Origin of the sequence: Sulfobacillus thermosulfidooxidans DSM 9293 (assembly GCF_900176145.1) — a bacterium.
Classification (GTDB): domain Bacteria; phylum Bacillota; class Sulfobacillia; order Sulfobacillales; family Sulfobacillaceae; genus Sulfobacillus; species Sulfobacillus thermosulfidooxidans.
The window spans coordinates 2,265,928-2,285,312 of the sequence record NZ_FWWY01000001.1 but is presented as its reverse complement, the minus strand read 5'-3'; the positions used below and the strand labels follow the sequence as shown (position 1 = coordinate 2,285,312).

Below are 19,385 nucleotides of genomic sequence, written 5' to 3'. Positions count from 1 at the left end.
TAATAATTCTAAATTAGGGCGAAGATAAAATCAATACTTTTTCACCAGAAAGCTGCAACCACATTCCCAATTACAACACGTGCTGGCCGGCAATATAGACGGCCGTCGCTTCTGCTTGAATATCGGTCAGGGGATTGCCCTTCCAAAGGACAAAATCGGCTCGGTAACCGGCTTTCAATTGTCCAAGCTGGTCATCCATTCCCAAAATTTTGGCCGGCGCTGTGGTGATTGTGCTGAGGGCCTCCGTAAAACTTAACCCTTGGCGCATCGTAAGGCCAGCATAAAGCCGCAGATACTCAGCCGGTACCACGGGGTGATCGGAAGCCACCGCCGTCACGATCTTAGCCTTGACCAATGCTGCTGGCGTATGAAACCCTTTGTGGCGCAATTCTTGTTTGGTTCGGGCGGAAAAGGACGGCCCTGTCACCACGAAGACCCCCGCCGCTTTGATTTGGTCGATGACTAAATCTGCCTCGGTACCATGATCGATGACAAGATTGATACGAAATTCACGGCCAATACGAATGGCGGTCAAAATGTCATCTGCACGGTGCGCATGGACACGTAAGGGAATGTCGCGACGCACCACAGCCGCTAGCGCTTCAAGACGCGGATCATAATCTTTATAACCGATATGGCTTTGTTGGGCATATAAACGGGCACGTTCTAGCCATTCTCTTAAAATAGCCGCCACGCCAGGTCGGCTGCTCGGTCGGTGTTTCAAATTGCCATGCACGCGGATGGGATTCTCCCCCATGGCCGCCTTCATGCCCGCAGCAGGAGCAATCACCATGTCTTCCACTGTCTCTCCCCATAAATGCACGACCGACCCCATGCCACTGATGACATTAGCTGAACCCATTGTCACAAACGCCGTGGTCACGCCTTGTGCTAAGGCCTCTTTAATCGCCGGGTCTTGAGGATTAATCCCATCTAAGGCCCGCACGTCAGCGGTGATGGCTTCGGTAGCCTCATTGACATCTTGGTTTCCTAGCGTCTCACCGCTCGTGCTCAGTCCAATATGACTGTGCGCATCAATAAATCCCGGCAAACACAACCGCCCTTGTCCAGACACCTCTTCCGCGTGAAGGGGAACCTGAAGATGGGCGGACACGTCCACAATCCGCCCATTGTCAATCAACATTCCCCCATCTTCGATATCCAGTCCAGTCCCGTCCATGATCCTAACATGTGTTAATGCCCACATAAGATTTTCCCCCGGTGTAAGTGAAATGTCGGCGTTATCCGTCCGACCTCTAATCCTCGGTGGTTGCGCAAAATCGGAATCTTCACCTCGGAGAGTGCCATCAATTCTTGAGCCGATAAGATCCCCATATCTTCTAAGGCATGGATAACAACGGGAGGAATGGTCCGAGACATGCCGTCATCGATTTTGACGGCTAATCCGAGCCCCTTTTCCGGAATTCCTAGACAAAAGACGGCTTCTGCACCACCTTTGGCCACAAACCGGTGATGCGTGGCTTCAGCTAAAGTGACCTCAAGACGTCCTGTTCCACTCACCAAATATGGGTGAAGGCGCATAGCCTCAGAGATAACGGCGGTCGCAGCCTGAATTTCCTCAGGCAATCCACGGGGATCCACTAACCTCGCATAAGCGAGAGCCATTCGGGCTAGTGGCAAATAAAAGGTCGGCACACTACACCCGTCGATACCCGTAATCAAATCCGTTTCGGGAATATCGGTCATGAGTGAGACGGCCTGGCGGATTTTGCGTTGAACAGGATGGTCGCTCTGTTCATAACCCGCCAACGGGGCATCCAGCATGCGCGCTAAGGTCAGCATGCCGGTATGTTTACCACTACAGTTGTTATGTAAAATCGTCGGTTCTTGACCCGTTTCCAGTAATGTCCGCCAAGATCTTTGATCGCTCGGCGGGTGGACACCGCACGCTAAATCCTCACTGCTTGCGCCAATCCTCTCTAATAAAGAGGACACTTGCTGAACGTGGGCCTCTTCTCCCCCGTGGGACGCACAAATAATAGCCACATCTTCGGATGAAAAATGATACCGGTCCATCGCTCCTGACAAAATTACCGGGAGTGCTTGGAAGGGTTTCGCACTCGACCGCCAAAATGTAGGGCGTTCTGGATCTCCAAGCCAAAAACGAATATGTCCTAAACTGTCAACGACTGCGACATCTGCGAATGCGCGGCTTTCGACCATTTTACCGCGAAGAATCTCGACTGCTTTTTCTGCCATGCCTAATAGTTTGCCTCCTGATATTGTCGTGCCGCTTGCACAAACGCTATAAATAATTGACGGGCCTCTTGAAAGCTATCGACTAAATCTTCGGGATGCCACTGCACACCAATACCAAAAGGATATTGTGGCAATTCCATCCCTTCAATCACCCCATCTTCGGCATGGGCGTTAACCACCCAGTTTTTTGGTACCTGGTCAACAGCTTGGTGGTGAAAGGAATTCACCACCACCTGTTCCGTGCCTAAAATGCTGGCCAAATGACTGGATTTGTCCACTGTCACCTGATGGGTAGGGGAAGAACGCGGCGCCGATTGATGATGGTGCAAGACGGAATCCGGATAGGTTGTGGGAATATCTTGAATCAAGGAACCGTCACCAGCTACAGCCAAGGCTTGAATACCGCGGCAAATCCCAAATATCGGCATCGCTAAATCGTAGGCGGTGCGAATTAATAGCAGTTCCGTTTCATCCCGGTCCGTGGACACTCCGTCCCATTTCGTGCCCTTATCGGATTGCCCATACCGGGCCGGATCATAGTCGCCCCCACCCGTTAGCAGCAGACCATGGCAAACTTTCAAGGCTTCTTGGCTCTCGGGAATATTGGGCAATAAGATGGGGATGCCTCCCGCCAATTGGATCGCATGAAGATAGGTGGCACGCAGGAAATCACGTGGCACATTATCCGAACCGATTTCCCGTGAAACAGAAATCCCGATTAAGGGTTTCGTTAGCTGCGGCGTCGACACGAGATGGCCCACCTTTCGTTTTTGAATTCACCATGTCCTTCACTGGTGCCTTAAATAGGGAAAGTGAGTCCGTGCGTGGACTCACCTTAACTTTACAAATCGGTCAAGCCTAAACTAATGACGATGGCTTGATTGACTCGATTCATCACTTCAGGACTTAAATGCGCAATGCGCTCTTTCAGTCGCCGTTTATCAATCGTTCGAATCTGTTCTAACAAGATGACCGAATCCCGGTCGAGATTAGATTCCTCAGCTTTCAGATCCACGTGAATCGGTAACCGTGTCTTAAAAATTTGTGACGTGACCGCACAAATTATCGTTGTCGGACTATACCGGTTACCGATGTCATTTTGCAGGATAAGCACAGGACGTATACCGCCTTGCTCCGATCCTACCACAGGAGAGAGATCTGCAAAAAAAATGTCACCACGTTTCACGACAATGTCTGAGGTTGCCACCGATTACTCCCTAGAATATCCGGCGTATTCCCAGTGTTCTTCCGCGAGGGCCGCGTTGAGCGAGCCAAGTTCCTGATAACCTTGAATCAGTTCCTGCCGGAGTTGCTGCTTACGCTGTTCTGCAAGATAAAACTCGACGCTTTCGCGAATCACTTCGCTTCGATGACGTCCTTCTCCGTCCGCCATCTTATCTAATGCGTCCACCAAATGATGGGGCAAACGCACTATCACGCGACGGTTTTCTTCCAAAATGCCCACCTCTTTCCCTCTTCCAATTCATTATAGACTTCGCAAAATTTTACTGTCAATTACCATAAACCCGGGGAATTCTTGGCGATAACCCACTCACAATCTCGTAACCGATCGTATCTAAGAGACGAGCCAAATCATCCGCCGAAATACTCTCCCCGCCTTGTTCCCCAATCAGCACCACGGGATCGCCTATCGCCACCGGATCGTCGATGTCCATGCCTACGGTCAATTGGTCCATGGAAATCCGGCCAATCACGGGATATCTCCGGCCCCGGATCAAAACTTGTGCCCGGTTTGACAGTCCCCGGCGGTAGCCATCAGCGTAACCGACTGGCACCGTCACAATCTTCATAGGTTTCTCGGTGATATAAGTGCTTCCATATCCTACCGCAAAGCCTTCGTCGACCGTTTTGATAAAGACCACTTGCGATGTCAGTTCCAACACCGGTTTTAAGTCGGCGGGCATGGGCGCATAAGCTTCCAATCCATACATAGCAATCCCAATCCGGACCAAATTAAACTGAGTTCCGGGCATTTTCAGTGCCGCCGCCGAATTGGCCGCGTGCACAAAAGGAGGCTCAAGCCCATTTTCGCGACACATCTCAATGACATCTAAAAATCTTTGGACCTGTTCCTTGGTCCCTCGTTCTTCCCTCGCATCCGCATTAGCAAAATGCGTCATGAGGCCTTGGAAAATGATCGCCGGATTTCTTAATCGTTCTATCCAGACTCGGTCGAAGTGATCGGGCCATAATCCAATCCGTCCCATCCCGGTATCTACTTTCAAGTGAATCTTTACGGGTTTGTGCAAGAATTGTCCAGCCTGTACAGCCTGATCAAATGTCAGCGGATCAAACACGACCATGTCTAAGTCATCAGCGATGGCTTCGGCGATCTGATTCATAGGAACTTGCCCCAAAACTAAGATTGGTGCTTGAATACCTTGACGTCTAAGCGCCATACCTTCTTCGACGAGGGCAACGCCAAGAAACTCGGCTCCCGCCTCTAAGGCCGCCTCAGCGACTTTGTGTGCACCATGGCCATAGGCATCGGCCTTAACGACAGCCATCATTTTCACATGGGGATTTAGTTGTGCCCGTATCCACTGCACATTCTTTCGCAATCGGTCTAAATGAATCGTGGCGACTGTCGGTCTCATCAACACCTTGCCCTACCTCTCTGTTCTGTCTGTCTTGATTCTCCCTCACTCAAAAATGTTCTGGCAACATGGGAGGATGTTCCTCGCACACTATACTATTCCAAGCTTGACCCAGTGCGGCAATAATATCCGTGGCGATTACACTAGGGCCTTGATCACGCTCCGCATGAATCCCTGCCCATCCATGCAAATAGGTTGCGAACGCCGTCATTTCCGTGACATCTTTGGGATATCTTCCCGCTAACAACGCGGCAATAACACCACTTAAGACGTCCCCGGATCCGGCTGTCGCCAAAGCTGGTGTATTGGCAGTGTTGACAAAAATGCGTTCGGAAGCCACCAGTGAATAGGGCCCTTTAAGAACCACGCATACTCGGTATCGGTCTACGGCCTGTTTGACACTCTGATAACGAAAAGCATCCACAGCGTCGGAAGTTATCCCCAATAATCGGGCCATTTCTCCGCTATGAGGCGTGAGGACCGTTCCTTCTGGCAAGGGTCCCGCTGCAATCTCTTTTAATAAGGCCAAGGCATCCGCATCAATGACCAACGGCTTGCCTAATGTTATGACCGTTTCAAGTAATGCTGGGCTTACTCCTGTTCCTAACCCTGGCCCGATGATGACGACATCGGCCCGTTTCAACGCTTCAATGTCTTCTCCCCTTAAAACCAAATTGCCGCCTTCACCAACTCCACGCACCAATAAAGGCGTCGGTGCTTGCACACGGTGGACAATGCCACTGGGCACAAACAGTTCGACCAATCCGGCTCCGGTCTTTAAAGCGGCCAATCCCGCTAGCACAGGAGCCCCGGGCATGGATGCCGAACCGCCTATCACCGCTACGCGTCCGCGCCGGTACTTGTGGGCATAGAAATCCCGAGGAGGTATATGCGCTTTGGCCCATGAGGGATCAATCCATTGTCCAGATGATGGCCCTAAATCGGGTAATCCGATGTCTAATATGACCAGTTGTCCACTAAAACGTGATCCGGGATAGCCAAAATGTCCCCATTTGGCCGCCCCAAATGTCAGGGTTTTGTGGGCATAAACTGGCTCAAGCATATAACTTCCCGAATTCGCATCAATGCCGGACAGGATATCGAGCGCATAAACGACATTTTCAGTCTGACTCAGTCTCTTCCATAACTGGGTAATAAACCCGTCTTCCACGGTCCCGTGAAATCCCGTGCCAAATAAGCCATCCACAATCCAGCTGACCTGATTCCAAGCCCTCTCCATGTGATCTTGCGCCACGATTTTCGCGCCATAATTTTGAAGAACTTTGAGCAATTCCTCGGCACCGGGGAATTTGGGTACACCCAATGGCAACAGCAGTTGCACATCCCGATAACGCGCCACATGTCGCGCCATGACCAGCGCATCGCCGCCATTATGACCTTTGCCAGCGATAATGAGCCCAGGTCCCTTGAGCTCCGGCAACAAATAATATGCCGCCCGCGCTCCTGCCGTTTCCATCAACGACAACAGGTTGACACCCATTTCTTGAGCCGTTTTGTCATGCGCGCGGGATTCTTCTACAGTCCACACGGCGTGGTCTTCCATCACGTCACGCACTCCCTTTTTCTAACACGACCATGGCAATCGCATAATGTTGCTCATGGGTGAATGACAACCAAATTTTCAAGTGATTTTGCTCAATCCATTGTCCCAAGGGTCCTCTAACCCGTACCATAGGCTCTTGATGGACTTGCCGGATGATTTCGATATCGGTCCAGCGGCTTTGACGGATACCACCACATGCTTTGATTAAGGCTTCTTTAGCCGCAAACCGCGCGGCCCAGCGCCGGACACTTTCAGGACCGTTTCCTATGCTGCGGGCTTCTTCTTCGGTAAATAAACGAGGAAGAAAACGGGGATTTCTTAACGCCTTAGCAATGCGTGCGATTTCCGTGGCGTCTACCCCAATGCCATAGATCATGAGCCGGCTCTCCATTCTCTCAATCAGTGCACTCTTCGTTTTATTATAGCTGAACTCGGGAATTTCCGAGAATGGCGACATTAAGGCTGCTCGAGGGAAGAATCCGCCATTATTGCCCATTCTAATATCTGATCGAGACGAAACTCGGGTTGTTGTAAATAATACCGTACGGTATCTAATATGGCTTGTGCGGGCATAAATCCAACCAATTCAGTGTGTGATACTGTGACGCCATAGCGCATAGCTTCCTGGCGAATCATTTCTAAGGCTCTAGGCAAAGGGGTTTTGGGATAGTCCACTAAATTTAATGATACCTGCACTTGTCCATGACTGACCGTATTCATCGCGAGCGCTTTAATCCCGACCAATCCCCCACTCGAACCCCGCACAGCTCGGGCCACGTTCTTCGCCAAAGTCATGTCCGTGGTATTTAAAAACACGTTAAAGGCAATGAGAGGAAGTCTAGCTCCGATGGCACTCGCGCCAGCTGTAGGATGCGGATGTGCTGGACCAAAGTCAGGTGGGTCACTCACCATACGGTGTGATAACCCTTCAAATTGGCCCCGGCGCACGTCAGCTAAATTCTTTCGCTCGGGTTTGGTGGCGGCCTGTTCATACAAATACACCGGGATATTAAGGTCTTGGGCAAAGCGGCGGCCTAATTTTCGTGCAGCATCTACCGCATCTTCCATAGTCGCATCTTGCAAGGGAATAAAGGGCACGACGTCAATTGCGCCCATACGCGGATGGGTTCCGTGGTGATTGTGTAAATTAATGTGGGTTACGGCCACTTGAGCCGCACGAAAGATCGCCTCAACAAGTGCCTGGGGTTCTCCAACCACCGTAAGCACTGAACGGTTATGATCGGGATCTCCCTCCATGCCTAAAACCTTTACCCCATCAATCCGCGCCGCGTCGGCGATGGCTGCCATCACCTCAGAACGACGTCCTTCAGAAAAATTTGGGACCGACTCTATAAGCATGACTCCTCCTGTTGACACAATTTCATATTCACACGCGTATTGTAAAATGTTGAGCCTCCACCGTAATCTGACAACGTTTGACTCGTTAGTTGATTCACATTCTTTCCATTCCCATCGGCATTCCAGCGGACGGCATAACTCAAAAGAACACCTGGCGAAACCCGTTCACTGGCATGAACAATCATGTGACATGAACCCCGGTCATTATACAGTTCCACTTTATCTCCATGGTTTACGTTAAAGATCTTCATGTCCTGTGGATGCATATAGACTGTTGGCACAGGCTCTTTCACTAACAGACTTTTGATATTGGCAAAACTTGACTTTATCGTGTTTTTTCGTGACGGAGTAATGAGCCACAAAGGGTAGCGATCATCGACATTCGCTCCGACAAATTCCTTGAATCCCATTCCGATCAGTGGTAAAGGATCGAGTCGCAATCCGGACTGAGGCCATCCAAAGTCAATAAAAGGCCGATCCTCTATGGACAGGCGAAGTTTTTGCACCGGTTTACTTTGCAAAGAATCCCAAGTAATTCCTTGCAGCCAAGGATGGTCGGTGTCCAAGGCTTGCTTGATTAAGGTTTCGTCCGAATCTAATGCCCATGATTCCCGCCCGAGTCCCACAGCTTGAGCCAAACGCCGGAAAAATTCCGTATTTGATACCGCCTCACCAGCTGGCGTAACCGCCGGTTGATTCAATTGAACATAACGATGCCAATAAGAGGTGTGCACGTCAAGAATTTCCGGAAACATAGCAGCCGGTAGCACCCAGTCAGCGTACCGAGCAGTATCGGTTAACATCTGTTCATGCACAATAGTTAACAAATCGTCACGCATGAGGCCTTGCAAGACCGCCGATTGGTCGGGAGCCGTAGCAGCCGGATTGGAATTATACACAATCAACGCTTTTATGGGAGGATTCAATGCAGGAGATAAGGCGTTCCCTAATTGCAACATGTTTATTTCCCTGGGATTTCCCCTTAGCAAATCAGGCCGCGTCAGCTTCTCCCAATTGATGGGAAACATCTCGCTATTGGACACTAAATGCCCTCCGCCAGGATGACGGTATGATCCGGTTAAAATGGATAGCGCGGATATAGCCCATATCGCTAACGCTCCATATTGATGCCGCTGCACTCCGTATCCCGTCCGGATTAATAGGGGCTGCACATTTTTTAATCTCCATGCCAGTTGCTGAATCACTGGTTTTTTAACACCTGTGAGAGCCGCTGTCTTTTCTAAAGTCCATGGTTCCACAAATTGACGGTAAGCATCAAGCCCCACACTATAGTGAGCCACAAAATCCGCATCATAAAGTTTTTCATCCACCAAATAGCGTCCTATGCCCATGGCCAAAACCGCATCAGTTCCAGGATTTAAGCGAATATGAGAACCATAACGGTCCACCGTTTCGGTCTGCAACGGGTCAATTACGACCAGATCAGCGCCTTGTTCTACGGCTTTATCCAACAATGGGATCTGATGAATATTGGTCGCCACCGGATTAGTTCCCCATAATACGATAAACCGGGCGTGGGAAATGCTTTCCGGATCAGGACCGATGCGGGAACCATAAACCCATTTCCACGCGGCATCCGCTGATGCCGTGCAAATAGTGCGTGCAAGTCGGCTGGCCCCGATCGCATGAAAAAATCGCCGGTCCATGGAGGCTTCACTTAAAATTCCCAAATTCCCCGAAAAACTATAGGGTAAAACCGCTTCTCCCCCGTAATTTTGAAGAATATGCTGTAATTGCCTGCCAATCTCGGTCATGGCTTCATCCCATGTGCAGCGCGTAAACTTTCCTGAACCTTTGGGTCCTGTTCGCCGCAAGGGATACAAAACCCGGTCGGGATGATTGAGCCGTTCCTGATAACGGTTAATCTTCAAACAGGCAAAACCTTGGGTAATGGGATGATTTTGCTCGCCCCGAATGCGAATCACCTGGTTGTCTTGCGCAGTGATTTCTAGTCCGCATGTATCATAACAGTCATGAGGACAGACTCCATGCACCTTTCGGGCACCAGTCATCATCAGCCCGTCCTTTCCTTCGTGAGGTTCTCTTCGTGTTGTACGTACAGTAACTTTAAAGGCCATCAACGACTCGCATTACACAACCCTTAGAAGCGCAAGGAAGGCTTGCCCCCGTCAGTCACCACAAAATGTGCCCACATACCTGAATCTTCATGTCCGGGTACTAAGCTTGCTAGTCGAAAATGGCCTGTGCGCGTGGGCGTAAAGGAGAAAACTCGGCTTTGGCCCTGGGAAATGCCATTCGTTAAATCCTTTGTCGAAGCCCCCGGAAACACGACGTGATTACTGGTCGGTCCCGGAACAACGGCTAACGAGTTGGACAATCCGGAATCGTTGGTAAAATGAACAGTAACATGCCAATGCACAGGCACAGTAATCCACATCGCACCATTTTGGGTACCATTCAAATTAAATCCATGACTCTGATAACCAGCGATAACGGTTAAACTGAGCGAGTGGTCCGCCGAATTAACCGTCATCCATTGACTTTTTGCATGGGACGGTGAAGGAACTACCATCGAGGGAACCGTTTCAGGAGGCGGTCCGGCAAACAATCCACAACCTGACAAACTCAAACTTAAGACGCCTAATGACAAGACATACCCTAACTTCATCGCAACTGTCCTCTTTATCTCAATAGTGTTTTCACGTGGTCGACGACCGGGGCGCAGGCTTTCTTATCCCCTGTCCATGACGCGCCAACGTTTCTTTCCATTGTACATCACGAGGACAAGCCATCTGGTGCAAACATGCTGGGCAAAATTTTCTTGATAGAGGCATTTGCGCTGTCTTGAAACCGTAGAGGGGCGCGGGATTCGCAGAGGCTCATAAAGAATTTCCCCCATTCATGGACGGAGGAATGCGGCTTTTCGGTTCCCGGTCGGCCGCCGGCGGCCGATTTGACCCCACCCGCGGCACACCGTGCCGCGATCCCCGAAACCCGCAAAACCCTAAGAAAAACGGGCCGAGCTCTGGTAAAATTGAAGTACCAACCACAATTTTCCGAAAGGAGCTCTCCCGTATGGCTATCATACCACAACTTTCTCTCTTTTCGTGGCAAGATCTCGAAGAATTAGGCGACCTCGAACGCCTCGTGCTCGTCCTCGAGACGGTCCCGGATGAAACCCTCATGGCCCACCTGGAAGCCGCCCGTGGGCATGGGCGGAATGCGTACCCGGTCCGGGCGATGTGGAATTCGGTGTTGGCCGGGGTGGTTTTCCAACACCCCAGCATCGAGAGCCTTCGCCGAGAACTGGCCCGCAATGCGCAACTGCGCATGCTGTGCGGGTTCCGCAACGCGGCCGTCCCGCCCGCGTCGGCCTACACCCGATTTCTGCATCGTCTGATGGCCGAACAGGATACCGTGGACGGGATGTTTGAGCAGCTGGTGGATGACCTCGCCGCCGTGCTCCCGAATTTCGGTCAGCGCTTGGCCATGGACAGCAAGGGTATCTCGTCGCGGGCCGTGCGGCCCGCCAAAAACCCCACCGCCGATGGGCGCCGGGACGTCGATGCCGATTTTGGACGGAAGGAATACCGCGGTGTGCATGAGGACGGGACTACCTGGACCAAAGTGGTCAAGTGGTTCGGGTATAAGCTGCACCTGGTGGTGGATTCGACGTACGAATTGCCGGTGGCGTGGGAGGTGACGAAAGCGTCGGTGTCCGATGTGACCCGGGCGATGCCCATGTTGGATCATCTGCACCATCGCCACGGGGTGCTGCTGTCCCGTGCCGTCCTTTTAACGGCCGACCGGGGCTATGATGATACCAAATTGATCGCCGCCTGCTGGGATAGCTACCAGATTAAGCCGGTGATCGATATCCGGAATATGTGGCGGGACCCGGATGCCACGCGAGTGCTACCGGGCCATTCGACGGTGACCTACAATTATCGTGGCGACGTCTTTTGTCAGGATCCGGTCACGGGTCAGGTTCACACCATGAGTAACGGCGGATTCGAAGTCAGGCGCCAACGTCTCAAAAAGCGGTGCCCCGCCCGCTTTGCGGGCGTGTCCTGCCGGGGTCAAGACACCTGCCCCGTCGTCCAGGGCCTGCGCATTCCCTTACAGACCGATCGGCGGATTTTTACGCCCATGGACCGGGCCAGTTATCAATGGAAGCGCGAGTATGCCCATCGCACGGCGGTGGAACGGGTGAACAGTCGGTTGGATGTGTCGTTCGGGTTGGAACTCCATACCATTCGGGGGCTAAAGAAAATGCAACTCCGCTGCGGGTTGGCCCTCATCGTGATGTTGGCGATGGCGCTCGGGCGGATACGGCAACGGCAACCGGAGCGGATGCGCCGCCTCGTGGGGTCGTGAACCCCACCCCCATTCATCGAAATCCCGGAACGGCCCGTCGGGCCGCTGCTTCGGCGTCGATTCATCCTGTTCCGCCATAATTGAGGCCCATTCACCCTCTGGGATCTGCGTGACAAACGGCTGTGGAGTCGCCGCAGATTGACTGAAATCGGCTACAGCGGAAAAAACTCTGATAAAAAGTCTTTACACGCACGCCAGACTATGTTTATAATTTCACAAACAGCCAATGAATGGGAAGAGCCGGGTGGTTCTCTAGAAAGTCGGTAGGATGGAACCCGATGAGCTGCCCGAGCCCGATTCCGCCCAGGAGGATATCAGCGATGAGTTGATCGCAGTGCTGCGTTATAGCCAAAGAGAGGGCAGATCGTTGATCTGTCAAATAGGGTGGCACCGCGGTGACTACCGTCCCTAACGATTTAGGGGCGTTTTTTGTTTTGCGTCACATCGTTGGTAATGTGGTTATTGCATTGATCATGCAAGACAAGCATCGTGATTCTCGCACGAACAAGACGTCAATTTTTACGTTGTGTTATTTCTGAAGTCCTCAAATGTCAACAGCAACAAACCAAAAAAACCTAAGACCTAAAATCTCAAGGAGGAATAATTGATGTTATACCCGCCACAGATATTATTACCCGGACCCACTCCCGTTCCCCCCAGTGTGAATTTAGCCATGCAACAGGCGATGTCCGATCACCGGGGCAGTGTCTTCACAAAAGTGAAAGAGCATGTCTTAGCCCAGTTACAGCAACTGTTTGATGTCGGTCCAGATGGTGGCGTTGCGGTTATCCCCACCAGCGGAACAGGTGCTCTCGAAGCAGCTGTACAAAACTTCTTTTTGCCCGGCGATAAAGTGATTGGAGTGAGCACCGGCACTTTTGGCGAACGGTTTATGGAAATCGCCGAAAAAATGGGTGTCCACGTGCGCCATATTCGCGTTCCTTATGGCCAAGCTTTTGACCCGCAGCATATTCTCGAAACCTTAAGCGAAGAACGTGACGTCAAAGCCATCCTCGTTACCCACAATGAAACGTCCACGGGGGTATTAAATCCCGTACCAGAACTGGCCCAAGCACTTCGCACAGTCAATAATGCCCCCCTACTCATTGTCGACAGTATTTCAGGTGTTCCTTCTATTCCCTTAAAGATACAGGCCGATCACGTTGATGTCATTGTTGCCGCGTCACAAAAAGGATTCATGTGCCCGCCCGGATTGGGCATTCTCGCTTTGTCCGCCCGCGCCAAACAGGAGGTTTTAAAAGATCGCCCCGGCCGCCTGTTTTTTGACTTACAACCTTATCTCAATGGCCAATTTCCCTATACCCCAGCAGTCTCGCTATGGAATGGTTTAGAAGAAGCCTTAAATCTTCTCGAAGCCGAAGGCGAACTGCCACGGTTAGCGCGTCACCAACTCTTAAGTCGTATGGCCCGTGCTTTTGGCCAGGCTGCTGGCATGACACCGCCTGTTGAAGAAGCCATCGCGTCTCCGACCGTCACAGCATTAGCGGCTCCCAAAGGCATCACTCCCGTAGATTTCCGCAATCAAGCCGCTAAGCTGGGACTGCAAATCGCCGGTGCCATGGGACCGTGGCATCACGATTACATTCGCATTGGTCATGTTGGTGCAGTATTACCCGAACAACTGTTTGAAGGTCTAGCCACTTTGGCCCACTTGTTACCCGGCGGCTTTGACGGCATTCAAGCAGCTTGGGTGACGTGGCATAACGCCATAAATGTTGAAGAGGAGGCACACGCATAATGACTCGCCCACGCATTTTGATTACAGAAACCCTTGGTCAAGAAGGTATAGACATGTTACGCGAAGTCGCAGATGTCGATGCCTACGATCTTCTTCCCAAAGAACAATTGCCCGAAATTCTTGGGGATTATGATGCCGTCATCATCCGCAGTGCACACCGGCTGCCGCGGGAAGTGCTGATGAACCGTCCCCGCTTAAAAGTCGTTGCCCGGGCCGGTTCTGGTGTCGACAATGTCGATTTGAAAGCTTGTACGGAATTTGGTATCGCCGTCGTTAACGCTCCGGGGGCAAATGCGATTGCCGCCGCTGAACAAGCTTTTGGGCACATGCTCACCATTCTTCGCAATATCCATTTGGGGGATGCTCATGTGCGCGAGGGCGGCTGGAACCGTAAAAAGTTTTTGGGAGGAGAACTCCATGACCGCCGTCTTGGAATTATCGGCTTCGGAAAAGTAGGACGCGAAGCGGCTCGCATTGCTCACGGTTTTCGGATGACGGTCTATGCGTATGATCCTTTCGTCAGTGACGAAATTTTCCAAGCACATAATGTCACCCGCATTGATTCCCTCGAAGAACTCATGCCAGTGTCAGACATTTTAACGTTACACACGCCGAAATCGGGACCGCAAATCGGGATGGACCTGCTTTCACGCTTACCCAAAGGCGCTATCGTTGTGAATGTCGCTCGTGGGGGCATGATTGATGAAGCAGCCCTCGCGGAATTGTTGGATATGGGACATCTTTTAGGGGTTGGCCTAGATGTCTTTAGTCAAGAACCGCCACCAAAAGATTTCCCCTTATTCCGCCATCCCCGAGCGGTTCTCACTCCCCATTTGGGGGGAAGCACCCAAGAAGCCATGACTGGGGTGGCCGTCATGACCGCCAAAGGAGTTATTGCCGCCTTACAAGGGCAAACCCCTCCCAATATCGTCAATGTGCCTGTTCCTCCTCTCACACCGGACGAATTTGGCATCTTGGATGAGGGGGCTCGGGTTGTCGGTCGCATTTTTGCTCAAATGAACAAAACGCTCACTGTTCCCTTGGTTTTGACCTTAAAGGGGCCAATAGCCAAAAACGCTATTCCTTGGCTCAAACAAACCGTCATTGCCGCTGTCTTAAGCGAGCAATTAGATGGTCGTGTCAATGCTGTCAACGCTCTGATTAAAGCTGAAGAGCAGGGCTTAAAGCTTCTGGTCGAAGAAGCGGGGCCCAATCAAGCCCCGGCTTTAAGCCTCCGTTTAGAAGGTCATTCAGAAACCACTACGGAGGTGGTCCTCGACAATCACGTTCCCCGTCTACGCCGCATCAATGGGATTGCCATGGATTTGCCGTGGCCCAAAAATGCACTAATGACTGTACACAACGACGCACCGGGTGTTGTGGGTAAAGTGGGAACGTTAGTGGGACAATACAATATCAATATTGGCAATTTACATTTGGGCCGGGATGAAAAAGCTCACCAGGCCCTGATGATCTTGTCCTTAGATCAAACAGCCCCGGAAGAATTAGTACGGGATCTCAAACAAATTCCGGAAATTCGTCAAGTCTTTGTCTTTTGAGCAGGCGTTTTGACCGATAGGCACGGATGGTCGACAATCCAAAAACGCCAAGGAAAATCCGCCGCTTCTTGTGCATAACTAACATTGATCCTCGGACCCGCTGCAATCTGTGACGAAGGCAGCGGGTCTTGATCATGATAAAGAGTAAGCGGCGAGTTATACAAAGGCAAACCATAATGCTCACGGGTAATGCCAAGAGCCTGCGCCAATTTTCCAGGGCCATTGGTCAATTGACAGACTTGGCGCATAGAACCCAAGTGTCGAATCTGCCGGCGTTTGGCCATTATATCAAGTCCCTCTACTGGTTCCAACGCCCGAATTAATATGGCTTCAGGATAACCCACTGGTCCACTAACGACGTTAAGGCAATAGTGCATACCATAAATAAAGTAGACATAAGCATGTCCCGGAGGACCATACATGACACGGGTCCTTTCCGTCATTTTGCCTCCATAACTGTGAGCCGCTTTATCCCACGGACCTTTATACATTTCAACTTCGATAATACGGCCTGCCGTACGCCCTAAGGGCGTCTCATGGACACAGATCATTCCCAAAAGTCGCTTAGCTAATTCGTGTGTGGGGAGGTCGAAAAATTCCTGATCAACTTGTCCATTCCAAGGATATCTCGTTGACGTGATCGTGGTAATAATATCCTCCCTTCTCATCATTTCTTTATGACACCCTTTGGATCTCTAAAAATCCCAAAAGGTGCCCTCTCCTATTCCCATCTTGTGTATCTTCTCATGCCCTGAATTCTTCAGGCAATATCACCGGGGTTTCATGCCATAGTTCGTGGCTCATAAGAGCACGTGTTGTCTTTTAAAAGTCCTTTCATCCCAAGAACCCCCACAAAACTTGATATAATTAATTATTCTTGAGGGTGGTGATCATCATGCCCAAAGTGGGGACGGCCACCGCGCCCCTCCATGGAGGCCACTGTCCGCCATGGCTGTTTCAAAAAATGACCCAATTAAGTGCCGCGATTGTTGAGGCCATTATTGTGGAATTCGGCACTAAAGAAGTTTTGCGCCGCTTTGCTGATCCGGTATGGTTTCAAGCTTTTGGAGCGGTTATCGGGTTTGATTGGCATTCATCAGGGCTCACTACCGTAGGACTTGGTGCTTTGAAAGAAGGGTTGTCTCAGAAGCAGCGCGAATTAGGACTGTTTATTGTCGGGGGCAAAGGCAATACGGCCCGTCAGACCCCGCGGGAAATTGATGCCATCGGCGAACGGGCTGCTCTTCCCCAAGACATTGGACACTTAAAGGATACGAGCCGTTTGGTCGCTAAAGTGGATAATGCTTTAGTCCAGGACGGCTATCAACTCTATCACCATGTCATGATATTCACTGCTGATGGGCAGTGGACGGTCATTCAACAAGGTATGAACGACCAATCACAAACCGCCCGCCGTTATCACTGGTTGAGTGACACCGTGAAGAGCTTTACGGTAGAACCTCATCACGGCATTGTGGGCCGAAAGGTCCCCCATGTTTTAAATTTAACTGAAAAAGACAATGTCCCCATCCAACACGCTTCTTTGCAATTGGCACGCCAACCTGAGGAAGTGCTACTGGCCTTACGCTCTTTGCGCATGAATCACGGCGAAAAAGAATTGATTATGCCAAGCCATCATGATATTCCTCAGGCCCAATATCTCAATAAAGCCCTGGATGCGCTTTACCAGCGTGATCTCCACAGCTATCAAGATTTGGTCATGACTCCTGGGGTGGGTGCAAAGACACTGCGGGCCTTGGCCATGGTCGCCGAAATAATTTTTGGATCCCCTATCACTTACCATGATCCCGTCCGTTACAGTTTTGCGCATGGGGGAAAAGACGGGATTCCCTACCCAGTAAATCGCCGTGATTACAATCATTCCTTGCAAATTTTAGAAGAGGCTTTGAACAAAGCCCGGATTGATGACCGTACAAAATTAGCCAGCTTGCGCCGTTTAGCTCACTGGGATAATCCCACCCAAAGCTAAAGCCATACTCTTTACGCGTCCGCATAATGGTATTACACTGAGTAATGTTATCAACAAGATTTTGCCTAATTTTCATGACAACGCGAACGAGAGGGATTTAACAATGTGGCCAAAATTACCGCAAGTTTTAAGTTACCATCCCACAGTCGCGACCATTATTGGCGCCATTATTGTCACGACAGTTTTGTTTACCTTTTTGGGTAAATGGTTTGTGCGCATTACGAAAATGGACCAGGACGAGTAAGAAGCCTCTGGTCCATTCCTTCCCTGCCGCTCTCACAGTCCTAGCCTACCATCTACGTATTTGTTTAGAATTCGGTTGCCAAGCAAATTCCATCGTTTTTTGTGAGTCATTCTCTTTGGAAGAATAAGCTACGGGAAAACATACTCGCTACGACAAGGGGATTTGTCTTGTTTATCTTGGCAATCTCTTTAAATCAGTGTATATTTTTCTGAACACCTATGCAATTCTTTCTTGGTGTTCCTTTCATTGATCTCACTAATTTAAGAAGGTGACGTCCCATGCCCCCTTTAACTCTTTTTGAAAAAATTTGGAACGATCATGTGGTCATGCAAGAACCGGGACAACCCGCCTTGCTGTATATCGACTTACATTTGATTCATGAAGTGACTTCGCCACAAGCCTTTGAAGGATTGCGGCTGCATAACCGGACCGTACGACGACCCGATCGCACGTTTGCCGTCATGGATCATAATGTGCCCACAACTGACCGCAGTCTCCCTATTACCGATCCCATTGCCAAACGCCAAATGGATCTTTTAGAGGAAAATTGTCGGCAGTATCACATTCCTCTCTTTAATTTGCACCATCCTGAACAGGGAATTGTGCACATTATTGGTCCGGAACAAGGTTTAACCCAGCCTGGCATGACCATTGTTTGTGGCGATAGCCATACATCCACACACGGCGCTTTTGGTGCCTTGGCCTTCGGGATTGGCACAAGCGAAGTCGAACATGTCTTGGCCACGCAGTGCCTAGTACAGTCAAAGCCCAAAACAATGGCCGTGTATTTTACCGGTAAACGGCCACCTGGTGTGACACCCAAAGACATGATTTTGGCCTTAATTGGACAAATCGGCACCTCAGGGGCTACCGGCTATGTCATTGAATATATGGGCGATGCGGTGCACGCGTTGACGATGGATGAACGAATGACGTTATGTAACATGTCTATTGAAGCCGGTGCCCGGGCTGGTATGGTCTCGCCGGATGAAACGACCATCAATTATTTGCGGGGACGGCCTCATGTTCCTCAAGGTGACGCTTTCGAACAAATCAAAGACCGATGGCTCCAGTATGCTACAGATCCCGGAGCGAGCTTTGACCGCGAAGTCGTCATCGACCTGGAAACGTTAATTCCGATGGTAACGTGGGGCACAAGTCCTGGCATGGTTGCCCGGATTGATGAGAATGTCCCCGATCCGGACTCTTTTGCCGATGACAGTATGCGCGAATCCGCACGGTATGCCCTTGAATATATGGGGCTTAAACCCGGCACGCCCTTGACCGAGATTCCTGTTGACAGGGTATTTATTGGTTCCTGTACTAATGGTCGCTTAGAAGATCTGCAAAAGGCCGCAGACATCGTTAAAGGGAAGAAAGTCCATCCCCGTGTACGCGCCATGGTTGTTCCTGGCTCCGGACTCGTCAAGCGCCAGGCGGAGGCGATGGGCCTTCACCAGATCTTTATTGACGCAGGATTCGAATGGCGTGAACCGGGTTGTAGTATGTGTTTGGGCATGAATCCCGATATTCTCGAACCTGGCGAGCGTTGTGCCTCGACATCCAATCGGAACTTTGAAGGCCGGCAAGGAAAAGGCGGCCGAACTCATTTGGTCAGTCCACAAATGGCTGCGGCAGCCGCTTTATACGGCCATTTCGTCGATGTCAGAAATTTATTGGATTAATGCAGGCAAATGTCGGAAACGATGATAA

At 50.8% G+C, this 19,385-nt stretch carries 18 protein-coding genes; 6 read left to right on the top strand and 12 right to left on the bottom strand.

Annotated elements, in window-relative coordinates:
• Window positions 1–70: 70 nt before the first annotated feature.
• From B8987_RS11505 to B8987_RS11455, 11 genes are all read right to left on the bottom strand, one after another.
• Window positions 71–1,207, bottom strand: a complete 1,137-nt coding sequence (locus tag B8987_RS11505) for an amidohydrolase (RefSeq protein WP_084661603.1) — start codon at window positions 1,205–1,207, stop codon at window positions 71–73.
• The gene (locus tag B8987_RS11500) at window positions 1,195–2,220 is read right to left on the bottom strand and encodes an asparaginase (RefSeq protein ID WP_020373960.1); all 1,026 of its coding nucleotides are present in this window, start codon (window positions 2,218–2,220) and stop codon (window positions 1,195–1,197) included. The genes B8987_RS11505 and B8987_RS11500 overlap by 13 nt, the downstream gene beginning before the upstream one ends.
• Before the next feature lie 2 nt (window positions 2,221–2,222).
• Window positions 2,223–2,969, bottom strand: a complete 747-nt coding sequence (locus B8987_RS11495; RefSeq protein ID WP_020373961.1) for a gamma-glutamyl-gamma-aminobutyrate hydrolase family protein — start codon at window positions 2,967–2,969, stop codon at window positions 2,223–2,225.
• Between the two features lie 92 nt (window positions 2,970–3,061).
• Complete coding sequence (locus B8987_RS11490) at window positions 3,062–3,427, bottom strand: type II toxin-antitoxin system PemK/MazF family toxin (protein ID WP_020373962.1); 366 nt, start codon at window positions 3,425–3,427, stop codon at window positions 3,062–3,064.
• A gap of 3 nt (window positions 3,428–3,430) precedes the next feature.
• Window positions 3,431–3,685 carry a CopG family ribbon-helix-helix protein gene (locus B8987_RS11485; protein ID WP_020373963.1) on the bottom strand — a complete coding sequence of 85 codons (255 nt, stop codon included), beginning with the start codon at window positions 3,683–3,685 and terminating at the stop codon, window positions 3,431–3,433.
• Between the two features lie 46 nt (window positions 3,686–3,731).
• Window positions 3,732–4,838 carry an alanine racemase gene (gene alr, locus B8987_RS11480; RefSeq protein WP_139793540.1) on the bottom strand — a complete coding sequence of 369 codons (1,107 nt, stop codon included), beginning with the start codon at window positions 4,836–4,838 and terminating at the stop codon, window positions 3,732–3,734.
• Window positions 4,839–4,887: 49 nt separating this feature from the next.
• Window positions 4,888–6,402 carry an NAD(P)H-hydrate dehydratase gene (locus tag B8987_RS11475; protein ID WP_242940707.1) on the bottom strand — a complete coding sequence of 505 codons (1,515 nt, stop codon included), beginning with the start codon at window positions 6,400–6,402 and terminating at the stop codon, window positions 4,888–4,890.
• A 4-nt stretch (window positions 6,403–6,406) separates the two neighbouring features.
• Window positions 6,407–6,778, bottom strand: a complete 372-nt coding sequence (gene acpS / locus B8987_RS11470) for a holo-ACP synthase (protein WP_020373966.1) — start codon at window positions 6,776–6,778, stop codon at window positions 6,407–6,409.
• Between the two features lie 80 nt (window positions 6,779–6,858).
• Window positions 6,859–7,761 carry a glutamate formimidoyltransferase gene (gene ftcD, locus B8987_RS11465; protein WP_020373967.1) on the bottom strand — a complete coding sequence of 301 codons (903 nt, stop codon included), beginning with the start codon at window positions 7,759–7,761 and terminating at the stop codon, window positions 6,859–6,861.
• The gene (locus tag B8987_RS11460; protein ID WP_242940668.1) at window positions 7,752–9,797 is read right to left on the bottom strand and encodes a molybdopterin-containing oxidoreductase family protein; all 2,046 of its coding nucleotides are present in this window, start codon (window positions 9,795–9,797) and stop codon (window positions 7,752–7,754) included. The genes ftcD and B8987_RS11460 overlap by 10 nt, the downstream gene beginning before the upstream one ends.
• A gap of 86 nt (window positions 9,798–9,883) precedes the next feature.
• Window positions 9,884–10,411, bottom strand: coding sequence for a sulfocyanin-like copper-binding protein (locus B8987_RS11455; RefSeq protein ID WP_020373969.1), 528 nt, complete (start codon window positions 10,409–10,411; stop codon window positions 9,884–9,886).
• 407 nt (window positions 10,412–10,818) lie between these two features.
• On the opposite strand from B8987_RS11455, the gene B8987_RS11445 reads away from it, so the two are divergent.
• The 3 genes from B8987_RS11445 (at window position 10,819) to serA (ending at window position 15,438) form a co-directional block, all read left to right on the top strand.
• On the top strand, window positions 10,819–12,120 hold the full coding sequence (locus B8987_RS11445) for a transposase (protein WP_084660898.1): 1,302 nt from the start codon (window positions 10,819–10,821) through the stop codon (window positions 12,118–12,120).
• Between the two features lie 607 nt (window positions 12,121–12,727).
• Window positions 12,728–13,879 carry a pyridoxal-phosphate-dependent aminotransferase family protein gene (locus B8987_RS11440; protein ID WP_020373970.1) on the top strand — a complete coding sequence of 384 codons (1,152 nt, stop codon included), beginning with the start codon at window positions 12,728–12,730 and terminating at the stop codon, window positions 13,877–13,879.
• Entirely contained in the window at window positions 13,879–15,438 is a 1,560-nt protein-coding gene (serA, locus tag B8987_RS11435; RefSeq protein WP_020373971.1) for a phosphoglycerate dehydrogenase, read from the top strand. The genes B8987_RS11440 and serA overlap by 1 nt, the downstream gene beginning before the upstream one ends.
• Here the strand turns inward: serA and B8987_RS11430 are convergent.
• Entirely contained in the window at window positions 15,420–16,109 is a 690-nt protein-coding gene (locus B8987_RS11430) for a DNA-3-methyladenine glycosylase (protein WP_084661599.1), read from the bottom strand. The two genes, serA and B8987_RS11430, sit on opposite strands and share 19 nt — an antisense overlap.
• A 224-nt stretch (window positions 16,110–16,333) precedes the next feature.
• Here B8987_RS11430 and B8987_RS11425 point away from each other — a divergent pair, with 224 nt between their 5' ends.
• The 3 genes from B8987_RS11425 to leuC all read left to right on the top strand — a co-directional run bounded on the left by B8987_RS11425 (window position 16,334) and on the right by leuC (window position 19,357).
• Window positions 16,334–17,428: a DUF763 domain-containing protein gene (locus B8987_RS11425; RefSeq protein ID WP_084661598.1), complete on the top strand. Its 1,095-nt coding sequence runs from the start codon at window positions 16,334–16,336 to the stop codon at window positions 17,426–17,428.
• Window positions 17,429–17,531: 103 nt separating this feature from the next.
• Complete coding sequence (locus B8987_RS19660; protein WP_020373974.1) at window positions 17,532–17,672, top strand: hypothetical protein; 141 nt, start codon at window positions 17,532–17,534, stop codon at window positions 17,670–17,672.
• 278 nt (window positions 17,673–17,950) lie between these two features.
• Window positions 17,951–19,357 carry a 3-isopropylmalate dehydratase large subunit gene (gene leuC / locus B8987_RS11420; RefSeq protein ID WP_020373975.1) on the top strand — a complete coding sequence of 469 codons (1,407 nt, stop codon included), beginning with the start codon at window positions 17,951–17,953 and terminating at the stop codon, window positions 19,355–19,357.
• Window positions 19,358–19,385: the final 28 nt, after the last annotated feature.